An 18329-nucleotide genomic window follows, 5' to 3' on the forward strand; every position below is an offset into this window, starting at 1 on the left:
TGTTGGCGTTTATCTTCTGTCAGTCTGCATCCAGGCCGGTCTGCCGTATGAATAAACAAAACATTTGCCTGGGAGGAGCGGCTTATTAAACCGCTTTTCACCAAAGGGCCTTCACTGGGCGTGCGCTTGTTGGTGCTGGTCGTGCTATCGGTCGCGCTGATGGTGGTCGATGCCCGCTTCACACTGCTCAAGCCAGTGCGTAGCCAGATGTCGCTGGTGCTGATGCAGTCTTACTGGATCACCGACCTGCCGCAGCGGTTATGGCAGGGTGTGGCCAGTCAATTCGGCAGTCGTACCGAGCTTGTCGCCGAAAACGAAAAACTCAAGACCGAAAACCTGCTGTTGCAGGGCCGCATGCAAAAGCTTGCCGCCCTCACCGAGCAGAACGTTCGGCTGCGCGAGCTGCTCAATTCCTCTGCGCTGGTCAACGAGAAGGTCGAAGTGGCCGAGCTGATCGGCATGGACCCCAACCCCTTCACCCACCGCATCATCATCAATAAAGGTGAGCGCGACGGTGTGGTCCTCGGTCAGCCGGTGCTCGATGCCCGCGGCCTGATGGGCCAGGTGGTCGAGTTAATGCCGTACACCTCCCGCGTGCTGTTGCTGACCGACACCACCCACAGCATTCCGGTGCAGGTGAACCGTAACGGGCTGCGGGCGATTGCCAGCGGCACCGGCAACCCGGAACGCCTGGAACTGCGTCATGTTGCCGACACAGCTGACATTAAAGAAGGTGATCTGCTGGTCAGTTCCGGCCTCGGTCAGCGCTTCCCGGCCGGTTACCCGGTGGCGACAGTCAAGGAAGTGATCCACGATTCCGGTCAGCCGTTTGCCATCGTTCGTGCCGTGCCGACCGCCGCGTTGAACCGCAGCCGTTACTTGCTGTTGGTGTTCACCGACGGCCGCACCGCCGAAGAGCGCGCCAACGATGCTGCCCAGGCGCAGGAAGCGCTGGACCAGCACGGTGGTGGGCCGATCATTCCGGCGACCGTACCAAAACCAGTGCCTGCGAACGTGGTGGTACCCGCCGCAGCCGCTGCGCCTGTTGCCGCTCCGGCGACACCGGCACCGGCACCGGCGGCAACCCCGGTCAAACCTGCGCATCCCGCAGCTGCCAAGCCGCCCGCATCGCAACCTGCCGCAACCAAACCGCCAGCCACTCAACCGGCTGCGGTGAAGCCTGCCGCCAAACCGCCTGTCTCTGCGCCGGCTTCCACTGGGGGACGAGAATAATGGTCGGTGCTACCGCATCCCGAAATGGCTGGATGATCTGGCTGACGTTTGCCATTGGCCTGCTGCTCAGCGTTTCGCCGCTGCCGCAATTCATGGAAATCCTCCGCCCGCTCTGGCTGGCCTTGCTGCTGGCGTTCTGGGCGCTGTATTTGCCGCAGAAAGTCGGCATGGTCACGGCCTGGTGCCTGGGTCTGGCCGAAGACGTGCTGTACGGCACGTTGCTGGGTCAGAACGCGTTGATCCTGTGCCTGATCACCTTTCTGGTGCTGTCGCTGCAACAGCGCCTGCGCATGTTCCCAATGTGGCAACAGAGCCTGGTGATCCTGGTGATCTTCGGCCTCGCGCAGCTTGTTCAACTATGGCTGAGTGCCCTGACCGGCAACCGTCAGCCAACCCTGGCACTGGTGCTGCCGGCCTTGGTCAGCGCATTGCTCTGGCCATGGATCAGCTACGGTTTGCGCGGGTTGCGTCGTCGCTACAAAATTAATTAATTAATTAATTCGGTCAGGCATTGGCCCGCACCTCGACAGGGAGATGTCTTGATGAAGCTTTACCTCGCCTCAGGCTCGCCGCGTCGGCGTGAACTGCTCACGCAGATCGGCGTGCCGTTCTCCGCCATCAGCGCGGACATCGATGAAACCCCTTTAAAAGATGAATCCCCGTCGGCCTATGTCGAGCGCCTGGCGCGCGGCAAAGCCGAGGCCGGGCGCGGCGCGGTCGTGTCCGACCAGGATTTTTGCGTGCTGGGCGCTGACACCGCTGTCGTGCTCAACGGGAAAATTCTCGGCAAACCGGTGGACGAAGCTGACGCGTGCGCCATGCTTATGATGTTGGCCGGTCAGGAACACGAAGTATTGACCGCCATTGCGGTGCTCGACGGTGAGCGTTGTGAGTCGCGGGTGGTGCGCAGTCTGGTGCGTTTTCGCAACATCGATCGCGATGAAGCGGCGGCCTACTGGGCCAGTGGCGAACCCCGGGACAAGGCTGGTGGCTATGGCATTCAAGGACTGGGCGCGGTGTTTGTCGCCCAGCTGATTGGAAGCTACTCGGCGGTGGTCGGACTGCCGCTGTGCGAAACCGCTGAGCTGCTCGGCCATTTCGGCATACCCTGTTGGCAAACCCTTAACGCGCGCTGAGCGTCGTACTGACAAGATGCGGCCATTATCGTGAACATGCCTGAACGAGACCCTGCCATGAGTGAAGAGATCCTGATCAACATCACGCCGATGGAATCGCGCGTGGCGGTGGTCGAAAACGGTGTCCTGCAAGAGGTCCACGTCGAGCGCACGCAAAAGCGCGGGATCGTCGGCAACATCTATAAAGGCAAGGTCGTGCGGGTATTGCCGGGCATGCAGGCGGCCTTCGTCGACATCGGCCTGGACCGCGCCGCGTTCATTCACGCCTCGGAAATTTCCTTGCGGGAAGGCCCGGCGGTGGAGAGCATCAGCGCGCTGGTTCACGAAGGCCAGAGCCTGGTCGTCCAGGTGACCAAGGACCCGATCGGCTCCAAAGGCGCACGCCTGACCACCCAGCTGTCGATCCCGTCGCGCTATCTGGTGTACATGCCGCGCACAGCCCACGTCGGCATTTCGCTGAAAATCGAAGACGAAGCCGAGCGCGAACGTCTCAAGCAGGTCGTCACCGATTGCGTGGCCAAAGAAGGCATAAAAGAGGCGGGCGGTTTTATCCTGCGTACAGCCGCCGAAGGGGCCGGCGCCGATGAAATTCTCATGGATATCCGCTACCTGCGCCGTCTTTGGGACCAGATCAACGAACAGATCAAAACCATCGGTGCACCGAGCGTCATCTACGAAGACCTCGGCCTGGCGTTGCGCACCTTGCGCGACCTGGTGAGCCCGAAGATCGAGAAGATCCGCATCGATTCCCGGGAAACCTTCCAGAAAACCACGCAGTTCGTCGCCGAACTGATGCCGGAAATTGCCGATCGTCTTGAGCATTACCCGGGCGAGCGGCCGATTTTTGACTTGTACGGCGTCGAAGACGAGATCCAGAAAGCCCTCGAGCGCAAAGTGCCGCTCAAGTCCGGCGGTTATCTGGTGGTCGATCCGGCGGAAGCCATGAGCACCATCGACGTCAATACTGGTGCATTCGTCGGCCATCGCAACCTCGAAGAAACCATCTTCAAGACCAACCTCGAAGCCGCGACCGCCATCGCCCGCCAGCTGCGCCTGCGCAACCTCGGCGGGATCATCATCATCGACTTCATCGACATGGAAGACGAAGAGCACCAGCGCCAGGTGCTGCGTACCCTCGAGAAACAGCTGGAACGCGATCACGCCAAGACCAACATCATCGGCATCACCGAGTTGGGCCTGGTGCAGATGACCCGCAAGCGCACCCGCGAAAGTCTCGAACAGGTGCTGTGCGAACCGTGCAGCAGCTGTCAGGGTCGCGGCAAGCTGAAGACCCCGGAAACGGTCTGCTACGAAATTTTCCGCGAAATCCTCCGCGAGGCGCGAGCCTATCAAGCGGAAGGCTATCGTGTATTGGCGAATCAGAAAGTCGTCGACCGTTTGCTCGATGAGGAGTCGGGTAATGTCGCCGAACTGGAAGGATTTATCGGACGCACCATTCGGTTCCAGGTGGAAACCATGTATTCCCAGGAACAATACGACGTGGTGCTGCTCTGAATCGCTGTGTTTCACCCTTACTAGAACGGCTGGCCTCAGCTTTTTGCAGTATTTTCGCTATGGGAGCCAACTGACATGGAACGTCTGACACGCATTTTGGCCGCACTGACCCGCTGGGGTCTTGGCCTGTGCGCGTTGGTTCTGGTGTTGATGGCGTTGTACGTCAGCCTCGGCCGGGAGCTGACGCCCCTGGTGGCCGAATACCGTGCCGACGTCGAAACCAAAGCCAGCGCCGCCTTGGGCATGCCGTTGCAAATCGGCAAGCTGGAAGGTAACTGGAGCGGTTTCGCGCCGATTTTGCTGGCGCATGACGTGACGGTGGGCGAGGGCGCCAACGCCCTGCACCTGGATCAGGTGCGAGCCGTACCGGACCTTTGGGAAAGCCTGCTGGCTCGCGACGTTCGCATCGCCCATCTGGAACTCAATGGCCTGAAGATCAGCCTCAAGGAAGGCGCGGACGGTCACTGGGCACTGGAAGGGTTGCCGGTACAACAGGACCAGCCGCTGGATCCGGAGCAACTGCTCAATCGTATGCAAATGGTCCAGCAACTGTCGGTGATCGACAGCCAGGTGACCTTGCAGCCTCTGGACCACCCGCCGCTGACCCTGACCTACGTCGGCCTGAATCTGAAAACCGGCGTCTCCCGCCAGCGCCTCGATGCCCGTCTGACCCTGCCCGACGGTCAGCCGGTGGCCATGAGTGTGCGCACCCGTCTGCGCGCCAGCCAGTGGAAGGACGGCGAGGCCGAGGCCTACCTGAGCCTGCCGCAGAGCGACTGGTCGAAATGGCTGCCCGAGCGCGTGACCCGGCAGTGGAATTTCTCCGAGCTCAAGGCCGGTGGCGAGCTCTGGGTGAACTGGGGCAAGGGTGCGCTGCAAAGCGGCGCCATTCGCCTGAACGCGCCGCAACTCAAGGGCGCCTACGCTGAGCGCAAGCCGATCCAGATCAACAATCTGGCGCTCAACGGTTATTTCCAGCGCAGCAGCGAAGGCATGCTGGTGACCCTGGATTCCCTGGCGATGAACTTTGGCGAGACCCGTTGGGAATCGCACCTGCAACTTCGACAGACCGCCGCCACCGACAAGTCGGAAGAACTCTGGCACCTGCAAGCCGACCGCCTCGACCTCACCCCGCTGACCCCATTGATAAACGCCCTGGGGCCGCTGCCCGAAGGCGTTGCCACGGCGGTCGAGCGACTCAAGGTGACCGGTGGGCTGCGCAACGTGCTGATCGATCTGCGCCCCAATGCCACCGATGACAGCAAGTTCAGCTTTGCCGCCAACCTCGATCAGGTTGGCTTCGACGCCTATCACGGCGCGCCAGCAGCACGAAATGTCAGCGGCAGCATCAGCGGTGACCTCGGCCAGGGGGAACTGCGGATGGACAGCAAGGATTTTGTCCTGCACCTGGACCCGATTTTCGCCAAGCCATGGCAATACATTCAGGCCAACGCCCGGCTGACCTGGAAGCTCGACAAAGAAAGTTTCACCCTGATCGCGCCGTACCTGAAGGTGCTGGGCGAAGAGGGCAAGATTGCCGGTGACTTCCTGATCCGCCTGCATTTCGACCACACCCAGGAAGACTACATGGACCTGCGGGTTGGCCTGGTCGATGGCGACGGTCGCTACACCGCCAAGTACCTGCCGACCATGCTCAGCCCTGCGCTGGACGAATGGCTGCGCACGGCGATTCTCAAAGGCGCGGTAGACCAGGGTTTCTTCCAGTATCAAGGTTCGCTGAACCATGGCGCCGCCGAGACGGCACGCAGCATCAGCCTGTTCTTCAAGGTGCACGATGCCGAACTGGCCTTCCAGCCGGGTTGGCCGCATGTCAGCAAGGTCAGCGGTGATGTGTTCGTTGAAGACAGCGGCGTGCGGATCCTGGCCAGCAAGGGTCAGTTGCTCGACACGCAGGTTCGCGACATTTACGTGAATATTCCCCATGCGCCGGAGGGCCAAAGTGTTCACCTGTTCCTCGACGGTGGGTTCTCCGGCGGGTTGGGCGATGGCCTGAAGATACTTCAGGAAGCGCCGATCGGCACCGCTGAAACCTTTGCCGGATGGGAAGGCGAGGGTGATCTGCAAGGCAAGCTGAAGCTGGACATTCCGCTGGTCAAAGGCGAGCAGCCGAAGATTCTCGTCGACTTCAAGACCGCCAAGGCGCGTTTGAAGCTGGCCGAGCCTTCCCTGGAACTGACGCAGCTCAAGGGTGATTTCCGCTTCGACAGCACCAAGGGCTTGAGCGGACAGAACATCACCGCGCGGGCCTTCGACAAACCGGTCACTGCGCAGATTTTTGCCGATGGCAGCGCGGGTAATCTCAAGACCCGTGTCACCGCTTCCGGTCAGGTCGAGGTCAAGAAGCTCACTGACTGGCTGAGCGTCACCCAGCCATTGCCGGTGTCCGGTTTGATCCCGTATCAGTTGCAACTGAGCCTGGATGGCGCCGACAGCCAGTTGATGGTCAATTCCAGCCTCAAAGGCGTGGCGATCGATTTGCCAGCACCGTTCGGCATGACCGCCGATGTCGGCCGTGACACCACGTTCCGCATGACTTTACAGGGAGCGGAACGCCGCTATTGGGTCAACTATGGTGAGCTGGCAGACTTCACGTTTGCGGCGCCGAGCGGCAATTTTGCCGACGGTCGTGGCGAATTGTTCCTGGGCGGTGGCAGTGCCGTGCTGCCCGGCGCCAAAGGGCTGCGAGTGCGCGGCGTGCTATCGGAGCTGGATGTCGGCCCGTGGAAGGATCTGTTGGACAAGTACGCCGGCCAGGATCCGGGCGGCAATGCCAAGCAGTTGCTCAGCAGTGCGGACTTCAAGGTTGGCAAGCTCAGCGGTATCGGCACGACGCTCGATCAGGCGTCGGTGCAGTTGAACCGCAAGGCCGCGGCGTGGGCCTTGCAACTCGACAGTCAGCAGGTCAAGGGCAGCGCGAGCATCCCTGATGCGAAAGGCGCGCCGATTGCGATCAATCTGCAAACCGTGCGATTGCCGGCACCAGACCCGACAGTGCTGGCCGACGAAAACTCGCCGGATCCACTGGCCTCGGTGGACCCGACCAAGATTCCGGCGCTGGATATCACTATCAATCAGCTGTTTCAGGGCCAGGACCTCGTTGGCGCCTGGTACCTGAAAGTCCGTCCGACCGCCAGGGGCATTGCGCTCAATACGCTGGATCTGGGCCTCAAGGGCATTTTGTTGCAGGGCACTGGCGGCTGGGAGGGCATCCCCGGCAGCTCCAGCAGTTGGTACAAAGGGCGGATCAGCGGCAAGAATCTCGCTGACGTGCTCAAAGGCTGGGGCTTTGCGCCGAGCGTCACCAGCGAAGAGTTTCACATGGATGTCGACGGTCGCTGGCCGGGTTCACCGGCGTGGCTGGCCACCAAACGTTTCTCCGGCACCCTCGATGCTTCTTTGAATAAAGGCCAGTTCGTTGAGGTCGAGGGCAGCGCCCAGGCCCTGCGAGTCTTCGGCCTGCTCAACTTCAACTCCATTGGTCGCCGTCTGCGCCTGGACTTCTCCGACCTGTTTGGCAAAGGCTTGAGTTATGACCGGGTCAAAGGTCTGCTGGTTGCGACCAACGGGGTTTATGTGACGAAGGAGCCGATCCTGCTGACCGGCCCGTCGAGCAACATTGAACTGAACGGGACCCTGAACCTGGTAGGTGACCAGATTGACGCCAAGCTGCTGGTGACCTTGCCGGTGACCAACAACCTGCCAATTGCCGCATTGATCGTCGGCGCCCCGGCCATCGGCGGTGCGCTGTTCCTGATCGACAAGCTGATCGGTGACCGCGTGGCACGTTTCGCCAGCGTCAAATACACGGTCAAAGGCCCTTGGAAAGAGCCGAAAATCACCTTCGACAAGCCTTTTTGAGTTCTTTTTTGAAAAGGCACTCCCCCAGCCTATGGAGTAGCATGGCGGCCTGTCCTTATAAAAAGCGACCCAGGAGCGCGCCATGACTTTTGCGGTGATTCAAATGGTCAGCCAGAGCGATGTGCTGGCCAACCTGGCCCAGGCCCGGCGTCTGCTCGAGCAGGCGGCGGCCGGTGGCGCGAAGCTGGCAGTGCTCCCGGAAAACTTCGCCGCCATGGGCCGTCGCGACATTGCCGACATCGGCCGCGCCGAGGCGTTGGGTGAAGGTCCGATCCTGCCATGGTTGAAACAGACCGCCCGCGACCTCAAGTTATGGATAGTGGCCGGCACGTTGCCGTTGCCACCAGTGGACTATCCGACGTCCAAAGCCCATGCCTGCTCGTTGCTGGTCAATGATCAGGGCGAGACGGTGGCGCGCTACGACAAGCTGCACCTGTTCGACGTGGACGTGGCGGACAATCGCGGACGTTATCGCGAATCCGATGACTATGCTTATGGCAGTGGGGTTGTGGTGGCGGACACGCCCGTCGGCCGGGTCGGCCTGACGGTGTGTTACGACCTGCGCTTCCCGGAGTTGTATAGCGAACTGCGCGCTGCGGGCGCGCAATTGATTACCGCGCCGTCGGCATTTACCGCGGTGACCGGCGCGGCGCATTGGGATGTGCTGATTCGTGCGCGGGCCATCGAGACGCAGTGTTATGTGCTCGCGGCCGCCCAAGGCGGAACGCACCCGGGGCCGCGGGAAACCTGGGGGCATGCGGCGATCGTCGACCCTTGGGGACGCGTGCTGGCCCAGCAGGATCAAGGCGAGGCCGTGCTGCTGGCCGAACGCGATAGCAGCGAACAGGCGTCCATCAGGGCGCGGATGCCGGTGTCCAGTCACCGGCGCTTTTTCTCGCAGGGCGCGCAGCGACCTGCCCGGAACGACGAATTTAAGGCGTAAACATATGAGCGAGTTGTTGTCCTCCGTCAGTGAACACCTCCTGGCGCCCGGTGGCGTAACGATCGAGAGCCTGCAAGGTGTGCTCGGCGATCTGGCCGGCCCGGGCATCGATGCCGCTGACCTGTATTTCCAGGGGCAGATTTCCGAGTCCTGGGCGCTGGAAGACGGGATCGTCAAGGAAGGCAGCTTCAACCTCGACCAAGGTGTGGGCGTGCGTGCGCAATCGGGTGAAAAAACCGGTTTCGCCTACAGCAATGCCATCACCCTTGAAGCCCTCGGCGCAGCGGCCCGTGCGGCGCGGTCGATCTCCCGCGCCGGGCAGAACGGCTCGGTGCAGGCCTTCACTACCGCGGACGTCGCCCAGTTATACGGGCCGGATAACCCGCTGGAAGTGATGACCCGTGCGGAAAAAGTCGAACTGCTCAAGCGCATCGACGTCGCGACTCGCGCCCTTGACCCGCGTATCCAGCAAGTCACCGTGAGCATGGCCGGTGTCTGGGAACGGATTCTTGTCGCTTCGACCGATGGCAGCCTGGCCGCTGATGTGCGGCCATTGGTGCGCTTCAACGTCAGCGTGATCGTCGAGCAAAACGGTCGCCGCGAGCGCGGTGGTCATGGCGGTGGCGGTCGTACCGATTACCGTTACTTCCTCGCCGAAGACCGCGCCATGAGCTACGCACGTGAAGCACTGCGTCAGGCGTTGGTGAACCTGGAAGCTATTCCCGCGCCGGCCGGTACGTTGCCGGTGGTGTTGGGTTCGGGCTGGTCCGGCGTGCTGTTGCACGAAGCGGTCGGCCATGGTCTGGAAGGTGACTTCAACCGCAAGGGCAGCTCCGCTTACAGCGGACGCATGGGCGAGATGGTTGCGTCCAAGCTGTGCACCATTGTCGATGACGGTACGTTGGCCGGGCGTCGCGGTTCCCTGAGCGTCGACGACGAAGGTACTCCGACCGAATGCACCACGCTGATCGAAAACGGCGTACTCAAAGGCTACATGCAGGACAAGCTCAACGCGCGCCTGATGGGCGTGGCCCGCACCGGCAACGGTCGTCGTGAATCCTACGCGCACTTGCCGATGCCACGGATGACCAACACCTACATGCTGGCGGGTGAAAGCGACCCGGCGGAAATCATCGCCTCGGTGAAGCGCGGCATCTATTGCGCCAACCTCGGCGGCGGGCAGGTGGACATCACCAGCGGCAAATTCGTGTTCTCCACCAGCGAGGCATACTTGATCGAAGACGGCAAAATCACCGCCCCGGTCAAAGGCGCGACGTTGATCGGCAACGGCCCGGAAGCCATGAGCAAGGTGTCGATGGTCGGTAACGACCTGGCGCTGGACAGCGGAGTGGGGACGTGTGGCAAGGATGGGCAGTCGGTGCCGGTGGGTGTCGGCCAGCCAACGCTGAAAATCGATGCGATCACTGTGGGTGGCACAGGATCGTAAAAGGATGGAGCTTCGGGTGAGCCGCTTTGGCGACTCACCCGACTCGGGACTTAACGCAGACCGCGTTGAGTCTCGTCCAGCTCACGGATGTACTTGAAGATTTTACGGCTCGATGCCGGTGGCTTGTTAGTCGCCAGTTCGTGCTGGGCCTGACGGATCAGGGAGCGCAACTGCTGACGATCAGCCTCCGGGTAGTCGAGCACGAACTTCTCCAGGACCGCATCGTCGCCCGCGATCAAGCGATCGCGCCAGCGTTCCAGGCCATGGAAACGTTCGTTGTACTGCCGGGTGGAGGCATCGAGTTGATCGAGCAACGTCAGAATGGCGTCAGTGTCCTGATCGCGCATCAGTTTGCCGATGAACATGAGGTGCCGTTTACGCGCGATATTCGCGGTGTGCTTGGGCGCATCGGCCAGTGCCCGGCGCATAGCGTCGGTCAACGGCAGTTTTGCCAGCAAGTCAGGCTTGAGCGTTGTAAGGCGCTCGCCGAGGTCAACCAGAGCATGAAGCTCGCGTTTAACCTGGGATTTGCTTTTTTCTCCCGTATCGAGGGAGTCGTCGTAAGAATCAACCATGGTGGCCGTCCGCAAAGAAACGCCGCCATGATAACCAGTCGGGGGCCGCTTGTCCGGCCCGGTCGCTCGAAGGCCCCAGCCGAAAGCAGAATTTGAGTGGAGAACAGCATGAGTGCAGTTGAAAGCGTCGGCCCACAAGCGTTGCCGGCACTGCAAGAACAAGTCGAGCAGATCATCGCTGAAGCCAAGCGTCAGGGTGCCAGTGCCTGTGAAGTGGCCGTGTCCCTGGAGCAGGGCCTGTCCACCTCGGTGCGCCAGCGTGAAGTCGAAACCGTCGAGTTCAACCGCGACCAGGGCTTTGGCATCACTTTGTATGTCGGTCAGCGCAAAGGCTCGGCCAGCACCTCGGCCAGTGGTCCTGAGGCGATTCGTGAAACCGTCGCCGCCGCACTGGCCATCGCCAAGCACACTTCCGAAGACGAAGCTTCAGGCCTGGCAGATGCCGCGCTGATGGCCAGGGATCTGCAGGATTTCGACCTGTTCCATGAATGGGACATTACCCCGGAGCAAGCCATCGAGCAGGCGCTGACCTGTGAAGCCGCGGCATTTGCTGCCGACAGCCGGATCAAGAACGCCGACGGCACTACCCTCAGTACCCATCAAGGCTGCCGCGTCTATGGCAACAGTCACGGTTTCATCGGCGGTTATGCGTCGACCCGTCACAGCCTCAGCTGCGTGATGATCGCCGAGGCTGATGGCCAGATGCAGCGCGATTACTGGTACGACGTAAACCGTCAGGGCAACTTGCTGGCCGACCCGGTAAGCATCGGCCAACGCGCCGCGCAACGTGCCGCGAGTCGATTGGGCGCGCGTCCGGTGCCGACCTGCGAAGTGCCGGTGCTGTTTTCTGCGGAGCTGGCCGGTGGTTTGTTCGGCAGCTTCCTTTCGGCGATTTCCGGCGGCAGTCTGTATCGCAAGTCGTCGTTCCTTGAAGGCACCTTGGGTCAGAAGCTGTTCCCGGAATGGCTGACCATCGATGAGCGTCCGCACTTGATGCGTGCCATGGGCAGTTCGGCGTTCGACGGTGATGGCCTGGCGACCTACGCCAAACCGTTCGTCGAAAAGGGCGAGTTGGTGTCCTACATCCTCGGCACCTATTCCGGCCGCAAGCTGGGTATGCCGAGCACCGCCAACGCAGGGGGCGTGCACAACCTGTTCGTCACCCATGGTGATGAAGATCAGGCGGCCTTGCTGCGCCGCATGGGGCGCGGTTTGCTGGTCACCGAGCTGATGGGCCAGGGCCTGAACATGGTCACCGGCGATTACTCCCGTGGTGCGGCGGGTTACTGGGTCGAGAACGGCGAAATCCAGTTCGCGGTCCAGGAGGTCACCATCGCCGGTAACATGCGCGACATGTTCAAGCAGATCGTTGCCGTGGGTAATGACCTGGAGCTGCGCAGCAACATTCGCACCGGTTCGGTGTTGATCGAGCGGATGACCGTCGCAGGCAGCTAACGCTGGCCGCTACACAAAAAGGCGCGCCACCCCATTGGGTGGCGCGCCTTTTTTTATGCCTTTGCACTGGCCCCTGTGGGAGCGGGCTTGCTCGCGAAGGCGGTGTATCAGTCAACAAAGATGCTGAATATGGTGGCCCCTTCGCGAGCAAGCCCGCTCCCACATGGAGTTTGTCGTGTGCTTTCGGGGTTGTGTTGGTTCTCATTATTATCTAATAATAAATCTCATTACCGAATGGGCCCGGATCATGAGTTTTGCCTTGCACGAGCAGCCTTACCTCGAAAGCTGGCGCTGGATGAGTCGCCAGATCCGTTGCGCGATGGACCCCGACGAACCGCGCCTGATCGAACATTACCTGGCTGAAGGCCGGTATCTGGCGTGTTGCACGGCAACCTCACCCTGGACCATCGCCGAAACCTCGTTTCGTTTGCTGCTCGACACCGCCGCCGATGTCGCGCTCCCTTGGCACTGGCGGACTTACTGCCTGGACCAGGCCTGGCGCCCATTGCGCGATCTGGAACGCCTCTCTCTGTGCAAATGCCGCCTCAAGCGCTGGCAAAGCTACACCTGGCAACTGGCGATCTGCGAGTTGCAGCCCTCGATTCCTCTCATAGAACTGGTGCAAGGATTTAGTGATGACCAAGACCCGTATTGAGCGCGACAGCATGGGCGAGCTTCAAGTCCCGGTGGACGCCCTCTATGGCGCGCAGACCCAGCGTGCGGTGGATAACTTCCCGATCAGCGGCAAGCCGATGCCGGTGCAGTTCATCCGCGCTCTGATCCTGGCCAAGGCTGCCGCCGCCCAGGCCAACGTCGAACTCAAGCAGATCAGCGAGTCCCAGGGCAAAGCCATCGTCGATGCATCACTGGGGTTGCTTCAGGGCGACTTCATGCAGCACTTTCCGGTGGATATCTTCCAGACCGGTTCCGGCACCAGTTCCAACATGAACGCCAACGAAGTGATCGCCACCCTGGCCAGCCGTCTGCTCGGTGAGCCAGTGAACCCTAACGATCACGTGAATTGCGGCCAAAGCAGCAACGACATCATCCCGACCACCCTCCATGTCAGCGCTGCACTCGCGTTGCATGAACAACTGCTGCCGGCGCTGGTGCGGCTGGTGCAGGTCATCGAGCGCAAGGCTGAAGAGGTTCATCACCACGTCAAAACCGGTCGCACGCACCTGATGGACGCGATGCCGGTGCGCATGAGCCAGGTGCTGAATGGCTGGGCGCAGCAGCTCAAGGCCAACATCGGCCATTTGCAGGACTTGCTGCCGAGCCTGCAATCCCTGGCCCAGGGCGGCACGGCGGTAGGCACCGGGATCAATGCACATCCGCAATTCGCCGCGCGTTTCAGCCAACAGCTGAGCGAACTGACTCACGTTCAATTCACGCCGGGCAAGGATCTGTTTGCCCTGATCGGCTCCCAGGACACTGCGGTGGCGGTCTCCGGCCAACTCAAAGCGACAGCGGTTTCCTTGATGAAAATCGCCAACGACCTGCGCTGGATGAACTCCGGTCCGCTGGCGGGCCTCGGCGAAATCGAACTCGAAGCCTTGCAACCGGGTTCCTCGATCATGCCGGGCAAGGTCAACCCGGTGATCCCGGAGGCCACCGCCATGGTCGCCGCCCAGGTAATCGGCAATGACACGGTGATCACCATCGCCGGTCAATCGGGCAATTTCGAGCTGAACGTGATGCTGCCGATCATCGCCCAGAACCTGCTGAGCAGCATCGAATTGCTGGCCAACTCCAGCCATCTGCTGGGGGAGAAGGCCATCGCCACTTTCAAGGTCAACGAGGCGCGGATCAAAGAGGCGCTGTCGCGCAACCCGATTCTGGTGACCGCACTCAACCCGATCATCGGTTACCAAAAAGCCGCTGAAATCGCCAAGAAGGCCTATCAGCAGGGCCGTCCGGTGATCGATGTCGCCCTGGAGCACACCGACCTGACGCGCAGCCAACTGGAAGAATTGCTCAACCCAGAGAAGCTCACCGCAGGCGGCGTGTAATCACCGCTACCGCTTTGGAGGCTCACCATGGAGCACTGGAAACGCACGATCGAAAGGGCTAATCGCCATTTCATGCTGGGTGAACTCGTCGATGCCCGCGAGGCTTACTTGCAGGCTTTGGCCCTGGCCCAGGTGTTATTCGAGCGCTGGGCGGATGCCGACGAAGCGGTGGCGGCCTGCGTGATTTCCCACCACAACCTGGCCGACTTGCACTTGCGTCTTAACCAGCCGGAGGAGAGCGCCGAATATTTGTGCGCGATCCATCAGCGGTTGTTGCAGACCCTGCAGGACCCGCGCCTGGCCCCGGCCCTGCGTGAAGCCGCGCTGCGCCAAAGCAGCAAAACCTATGTCGAGCTGCTGAATTTCATCAGCGAGCATGGCGAATACCCGCGCACGCACCGTTTGCTGCGCACCGATACCGCATCGTCTGCGCCTCTACATCATGGAGTCCATTGAAATGGCTTTTACCTTGCCTGCCCTGCCTTACGCCTACGATGCCCTGGAACCGCATATTGATGCGCAGACCATGGAGATCCACTACACCAAGCACCACCAGACCTACATCAATAATCTCAACGCCGCTGTCGAGGGCACCGAATTTGCCGAATGGTCGGTGGAAAAACTGGTCGCCAGCGTCCAGCAGTTGCCGGAAAAACTCCGTGCGGCGGTGATCAATCAGGGCGGCGGCCACGCCAACCATTCGCTGTTCTGGGAAGTGATGGCGCCTCACGGCGGCGGCAAACCCGACGGTGCGCTGGCCAAGGCGATTGATGAGCAACTGGGTGGCCTGGACCGTTTCAAGGAAGCCTTCACCAAAGCTGCGCTGACCCGCTTTGGCAGTGGCTGGGCCTGGCTGAGTGTCACACCGCAAAAGGCCCTGATTGTGGAAAGCAGCGGTAACCAGGACAGCCCGTTGATGAATGGCAATACGCCAATCCTCGGCCTGGATGTCTGGGAGCACGCCTATTACCTGCAATATCAGAACCGCCGTCCGGAATACATCAATGCGTTCTACAACGTCATCAATTGGCCTGAAGTCGCTGCGCGGTATCAGGCTGCGCTGGTTTAAGTCCTCTATCAAAACAATCCAAGGCTGACTATGGGCACTGAAACACTGGCGATCGGCAGCGGACGAATGTTTCGCTACGCGTTGGGATCGCTGTTGCTGCTGGCGGGCATGTCGTTGTTGGTCGCCCATGGACTGGCGTGGCTGGACCTCGAGCCAAGATTGCTGCGCGCACTGCAGGGCGGGGCGATTTGCGCCTTGGGCACTGCGTTGGGTGCAGTGCCGGTGCTGGTGATTCGGCGGATGCCGCAGTCGGTCAGCGATACGCTGCTCGGTTTCGGTGCCGGGGTGATGCTCGCGGCGACGGCGTTTTCGCTGATTGTCCCGGGGATCTCCGCCGCTGAAAGCCTGGGGCTGACACCCTGGGCGGCCAGCGGACTGATCAGCTTCGGCATCATGCTCGGCGCGTTCGGGCTGTTTCTGGTGGATCGAAAGGTCTCGGGCGCCTCACCGGAAATGCTCGTCGGAACCCTGGAACGGCCGGTCATCCCGCCGCGGATTTGGTTGTTTGTGTTTGCCATCATTGCCCACAACATTCCTGAAGGCATGGCGGTCGGGGTCTCGGCCGGTGGAGGAATGCCGGATGCCGACAGCCTGGCCATGGGCATCGCGTTGCAGGATGTACCGGAAGGGCTGGTGATCGCGCTGGTGCTGGCAGGCGCGGGGATGTCGCGGGTCAAGGCGTTCCTGATCGGTGCGGCATCAGGGTTGGTCGAGCCGGTCTTCGCGCTGTTGTGCGCCTGGCTGGTGAGCCTGGCCGAATTGCTGTTGCCATTGGGATTGGCGCTGGCGGCGGGGGCGATGTTGCTGGTGGTCACCCATGAAGTCATCCCCGAATCGCGGCGCAATGGTCACGACAAGCTGGCGAGCCTTGGGTTGTTGATCGGGTTTTGTTTGATGATGGTGATGGATACGGCGTTGGCCTGAAAAGGCATTGATGCCTGTGTGGCGAGGGGATTTATCCCCGTTGGGTCGCGAAGCGACCCCCAGCGTCGGTGCAGCAGACTAAGTTGCCTGCTTTACGACTGCTTCGCAGCCGAACGGGGATAAATCCCCTCGCCACAGGTGCCCGCTCAAAAAGGCGGGGTTACTCGCCTTCGTCGAAGAAGTTGTTGATCAATGCGACCAGCGCATCCATCGCTTCCTGCTCTTGCTCGCCTTCCGTACTCAGATGGATTTTGGTGCCCTTGCCGGCGGCGAGCATCATCATGGCCATGATGCTTTTGCCATCGACCGTGGATTCTGGTGTGCGACCGACTCTGATCTTGCATTCCGGATACTGACCAGCAACGCCAACGAATTTAGCCGAAGCGCGGGCATGCAGGCCCAGCTTGTTGATGATTTCTATGTCCCGAGCAGGCATCGCGATGTGAATCCTTTAGCTGAGGTCGCGGTGGCGAACCTGGACGTTCTTCAGGGATTGTTGCAGGACCTGGCCCAGACGTTCGGTCAGGTAGACGGAGCGGTGATGCCCGCCGGTGCAGCCAATGGCAATGGTGACATAAGCCCGGTTGCTGGCGGCAAAGCGCGGCAACCACTTGAGCAGGTATGTGGAAATGTCCTGGAACATCTCTTCGACGTCCGGTTGTGCCGCCAGGTAGTCGGCCACCGGTTGATCAAGTCCGGACTGCTCACGCAATTCCGGTTTCCAGTAAGGGTTGGGCAGGCAGCGCACGTCGAACACCAGGTCGGCGTCGACCGGCATGCCACGCTTGAACCCGAAAGACTCCACCAGGAACGCAGTGCCGGCTTCCGGCTGGTTCAGCAGGCGCAACTTGATGGTATCGCGCAGCTGATAAAGGTTCAGGTTGGTGGTGTTGACCTTGAGGTCGGCCAGGTCGGCGATAGGGCCCAGCAACAGGGTCTCGTCTTGAATCGCCTCGGCCAGCGAGCGATTGGCGTTGCTCAGAGGATGGCGACGACGGGTTTCCGAGAAGCGTTTGAGCAACGTTTCTTCGTCAGCGTCCAGATACAGCACATCGCATTTGATATGCCGACTGCGGACTTCTTCCAACAGTTCCGGAAACCGTGACAGGTGACTCGGCAGGTTGCGCGCATCGATGGAGACGGCAACCAGCGGCTGTGCCAGTTCAGTATGAATCAGCGCGCGCTCGGCCAGTTCCGGCAGTAATCCGGCGGGAAGGTTGTCGATGCAGTAGTAGCCGTTGTCCTCGAGAACATCGAGGGCGGTACTTTTACCTGAGCCGGAACGGCCACTGACGATGATCAGGCGCATGATCAGTGACCGTTCTGCTCGTCCAGGACAACCTGATACAAGGCTGCGTTGCTCGGGGCACTGCGCAGTTTTTCGCGCACTTCCTTGCGATCGAGCATGCTGGCGATCTGGCGCAGAAGTTCCAGGTGGGCATCGGTAGCGGCTTGCGGGACCAGCAGAACGAACAGCAGGTCAACCGGGGCGCCGTCGATGGCGTCGAAATCGATGGGGGCGTCGAGGTGCATCAGTGCGCTGACAGGCGACGTACAACCTTTCAGACGACAGTGGGGAATGGCGATGCCGTTACCAAAACCGGTCGAACCGAGTTTTTCACGGGCAATCAGAGCCTCGAAGACATCTTGCATCTCCAGATCCGGGACTTCTTTATGGATAAGGTTGGCAATTTGCTCGAGGGCTTTCTTTTTGCTGCCGCCCGGCACGTTCACGAGGGAACGGCCGGGGGTCAGGATGCTTTCAAGTCGGATCATGGGTAGGGAGTGTTAACGACCGGTCGCGCCCTGGAGGAGGCTTTGGGTCTTTTCCTTATGCTTTTTGAGTTGTTTATCCAGCTTGTCGGTCAGCGCGTCGATCGCCGCATACATATCGGTATGCTCCGCGTTGGCGACCACTTCATTGCCGGGAATATGCAGCGTGGCTTCGATTTTCTGCTTGAGCTTTTCGACCGTCATCGTGACCTGCACGTTGGTGATCTTGTCGAAATGCCTCTCTAATCGTTGGAGTTTTTCGCCGATGTAGGTGCGAAGAGGTTCGGTCACTTCCAGTTGGTGTCCACTGATGTTGACTTGCATACAGCTTCTCCTTCGTTGCCAGTGCATAAAGCGGCAGGCAGAAA

18 protein-coding genes are annotated in these 18329 nt (G+C 60.8%); 13 read left to right on the forward strand and 5 right to left on the reverse strand.

The features are described from left to right. Window positions 1-84: 84 nt before the first annotated feature. The 7 genes from mreC to tldD all read left to right on the forward strand — a co-directional run bounded on the left by mreC (window position 85) and on the right by tldD (window position 10153). Window positions 85-1233, forward strand: coding sequence for a rod shape-determining protein MreC (gene mreC / locus ACA060_RS04160; RefSeq protein WP_109627970.1), 1149 nt, complete (start codon window positions 85-87; stop codon window positions 1231-1233). Continuing rightward, window positions 1233-1724: a rod shape-determining protein MreD gene (mreD, locus tag ACA060_RS04165; RefSeq protein WP_109627971.1), complete on the forward strand. Its 492-nt coding sequence runs from the start codon at window positions 1233-1235 to the stop codon at window positions 1722-1724. Before mreC ends, mreD begins: the two co-directional genes overlap by 1 nt. A 48-nt stretch (window positions 1725-1772) precedes the next feature. Beyond that, on the forward strand, window positions 1773-2369 hold the full coding sequence (locus ACA060_RS04170; RefSeq protein ID WP_497315593.1) for a Maf family protein: 597 nt from the start codon (window positions 1773-1775) through the stop codon (window positions 2367-2369). 57 nt (window positions 2370-2426) lie between these two features. Next, window positions 2427-3884: a ribonuclease G gene (rng, locus tag ACA060_RS04175; RefSeq protein ID WP_010463355.1), complete on the forward strand. Its 1458-nt coding sequence runs from the start codon at window positions 2427-2429 to the stop codon at window positions 3882-3884. Window positions 3885-3959: 75 nt separating this feature from the next. Continuing rightward, the gene (locus tag ACA060_RS04180; RefSeq protein ID WP_497315595.1) at window positions 3960-7763 is read left to right on the forward strand and encodes a YhdP family protein; all 3804 of its coding nucleotides are present in this window, start codon (window positions 3960-3962) and stop codon (window positions 7761-7763) included. Between the two features lie 82 nt (window positions 7764-7845). Beyond that, window positions 7846-8706 (forward strand): carbon-nitrogen hydrolase family protein, encoded by an 861-nt coding sequence (locus ACA060_RS04185; protein WP_497315597.1) that lies wholly within the window; start codon window positions 7846-7848, stop codon window positions 8704-8706. Window positions 8707-8710: 4 nt separating this feature from the next. Further along, window positions 8711-10153: a metalloprotease TldD gene (gene tldD / locus ACA060_RS04190; RefSeq protein ID WP_109627975.1), complete on the forward strand. Its 1443-nt coding sequence runs from the start codon at window positions 8711-8713 to the stop codon at window positions 10151-10153. 50 nt (window positions 10154-10203) lie between these two features. On the opposite strand, the gene yjgA is transcribed toward tldD, so the two are convergent. Then, a complete protein-coding gene (yjgA, locus tag ACA060_RS04195; protein WP_007901505.1) occupies window positions 10204-10728 on the reverse strand; it encodes a ribosome biogenesis factor YjgA in 525 nt (174 codons plus the stop codon). 108 nt (window positions 10729-10836) lie between these two features. Here yjgA and pmbA point away from each other — a divergent pair, with 108 nt between their 5' ends. From pmbA to ACA060_RS04225, 6 genes are all read left to right on the forward strand, one after another. Further along, a complete protein-coding gene (gene pmbA, locus ACA060_RS04200) occupies window positions 10837-12183 on the forward strand; it encodes a metalloprotease PmbA (protein ID WP_010463346.1) in 1347 nt (448 codons plus the stop codon). Window positions 12184-12430: 247 nt separating this feature from the next. Next, window positions 12431-12838: a FagA protein gene (locus tag ACA060_RS04205; protein ID WP_497315600.1), complete on the forward strand. Its 408-nt coding sequence runs from the start codon at window positions 12431-12433 to the stop codon at window positions 12836-12838. Continuing rightward, window positions 12819-14195 (forward strand): class II fumarate hydratase, encoded by a 1377-nt coding sequence (locus tag ACA060_RS04210; RefSeq protein WP_109627977.1) that lies wholly within the window; start codon window positions 12819-12821, stop codon window positions 14193-14195. Before ACA060_RS04205 ends, ACA060_RS04210 begins: the two co-directional genes overlap by 20 nt. Before the next feature lie 27 nt (window positions 14196-14222). Then, window positions 14223-14651, forward strand: a complete 429-nt coding sequence (locus tag ACA060_RS04215) for a DUF2753 family protein (protein WP_497315602.1) — start codon at window positions 14223-14225, stop codon at window positions 14649-14651. A gap of 1 nt (window position 14652) precedes the next feature. Beyond that, window positions 14653-15264 (forward strand): superoxide dismutase, encoded by a 612-nt coding sequence (locus ACA060_RS04220; protein ID WP_497315604.1) that lies wholly within the window; start codon window positions 14653-14655, stop codon window positions 15262-15264. Between the two features lie 30 nt (window positions 15265-15294). Next, window positions 15295-16188, forward strand: a complete 894-nt coding sequence (locus tag ACA060_RS04225) for a ZIP family metal transporter (protein WP_497315606.1) — start codon at window positions 15295-15297, stop codon at window positions 16186-16188. 160 nt (window positions 16189-16348) lie between these two features. Here the strand turns inward: ACA060_RS04225 and ACA060_RS04230 are convergent, their stop codons facing one another. Genes ACA060_RS04230 through hpf form a run of 4 tightly spaced genes read right to left on the reverse strand, consistent with a single transcriptional unit; the run spans window position 16349 to window position 18285 of the window. After that, entirely contained in the window at window positions 16349-16624 is a 276-nt protein-coding gene (locus ACA060_RS04230) for an HPr family phosphocarrier protein (protein WP_109627981.1), read from the reverse strand. Between the two features lie 15 nt (window positions 16625-16639). After that, window positions 16640-17497, reverse strand: coding sequence for an RNase adapter RapZ (gene rapZ, locus ACA060_RS04235; RefSeq protein WP_109627982.1), 858 nt, complete (start codon window positions 17495-17497; stop codon window positions 16640-16642). A 2-nt stretch (window positions 17498-17499) separates the two neighbouring features. Further along, a complete protein-coding gene (ptsN, locus tag ACA060_RS04240) occupies window positions 17500-17964 on the reverse strand; it encodes a PTS IIA-like nitrogen regulatory protein PtsN (protein ID WP_497315608.1) in 465 nt (154 codons plus the stop codon). 12 nt (window positions 17965-17976) lie between these two features. Then, window positions 17977-18285 carry a ribosome hibernation-promoting factor, HPF/YfiA family gene (gene hpf, locus ACA060_RS04245; RefSeq protein WP_047537716.1) on the reverse strand — a complete coding sequence of 103 codons (309 nt, stop codon included), beginning with the start codon at window positions 18283-18285 and terminating at the stop codon, window positions 17977-17979. Window positions 18286-18329: the final 44 nt, after the last annotated feature.

The organism is Pseudomonas sp. LBUM1671 (assembly GCF_059695685.1).

Coding starts and splice junctions, on each gene's coding strand:
- mreD (WP_109627971.1), top strand. CDS start 1,233: ATGGTCGGTGCTACCGCATCCCGAAATGGCTGGATGATCTGGCTGACG.
- rng (WP_010463355.1), top strand. CDS start 2,427: ATGAGTGAAGAGATCCTGATCAACATCACGCCGATGGAATCGCGCGTG.
- ACA060_RS04180 (WP_497315595.1), top strand. CDS start 3,960: ATGGAACGTCTGACACGCATTTTGGCCGCACTGACCCGCTGGGGTCTT.
- ACA060_RS04185 (WP_497315597.1), top strand. CDS start 7,846: ATGACTTTTGCGGTGATTCAAATGGTCAGCCAGAGCGATGTGCTGGCC.
- tldD (WP_109627975.1), top strand. CDS start 8,711: ATGAGCGAGTTGTTGTCCTCCGTCAGTGAACACCTCCTGGCGCCCGGT.
- yjgA (WP_007901505.1), bottom strand. CDS start 10,728: ATGGTTGATTCTTACGACGACTCCCTCGATACGGGAGAAAAAAGCAAA.
- pmbA (WP_010463346.1), top strand. CDS start 10,837: ATGAGTGCAGTTGAAAGCGTCGGCCCACAAGCGTTGCCGGCACTGCAA.
- ACA060_RS04205 (WP_497315600.1), top strand. CDS start 12,431: ATGAGTTTTGCCTTGCACGAGCAGCCTTACCTCGAAAGCTGGCGCTGG.
- ACA060_RS04210 (WP_109627977.1), top strand. CDS start 12,819: ATGACCAAGACCCGTATTGAGCGCGACAGCATGGGCGAGCTTCAAGTC.
- ACA060_RS04215 (WP_497315602.1), top strand. CDS start 14,223: ATGGAGCACTGGAAACGCACGATCGAAAGGGCTAATCGCCATTTCATG.
- ACA060_RS04220 (WP_497315604.1), top strand. CDS start 14,653: ATGGCTTTTACCTTGCCTGCCCTGCCTTACGCCTACGATGCCCTGGAA.
- ACA060_RS04225 (WP_497315606.1), top strand. CDS start 15,295: ATGGGCACTGAAACACTGGCGATCGGCAGCGGACGAATGTTTCGCTAC.
- ACA060_RS04230 (WP_109627981.1), bottom strand. CDS start 16,624: ATGCCTGCTCGGGACATAGAAATCATCAACAAGCTGGGCCTGCATGCC.
- rapZ (WP_109627982.1), bottom strand. CDS start 17,497: ATGCGCCTGATCATCGTCAGTGGCCGTTCCGGCTCAGGTAAAAGTACC.
- ptsN (WP_497315608.1), bottom strand. CDS start 17,964: ATGATCCGACTTGAAAGCATCCTGACCCCCGGCCGTTCCCTCGTGAAC.
- hpf (WP_047537716.1), bottom strand. CDS start 18,285: ATGCAAGTCAACATCAGTGGACACCAACTGGAAGTGACCGAACCTCTT.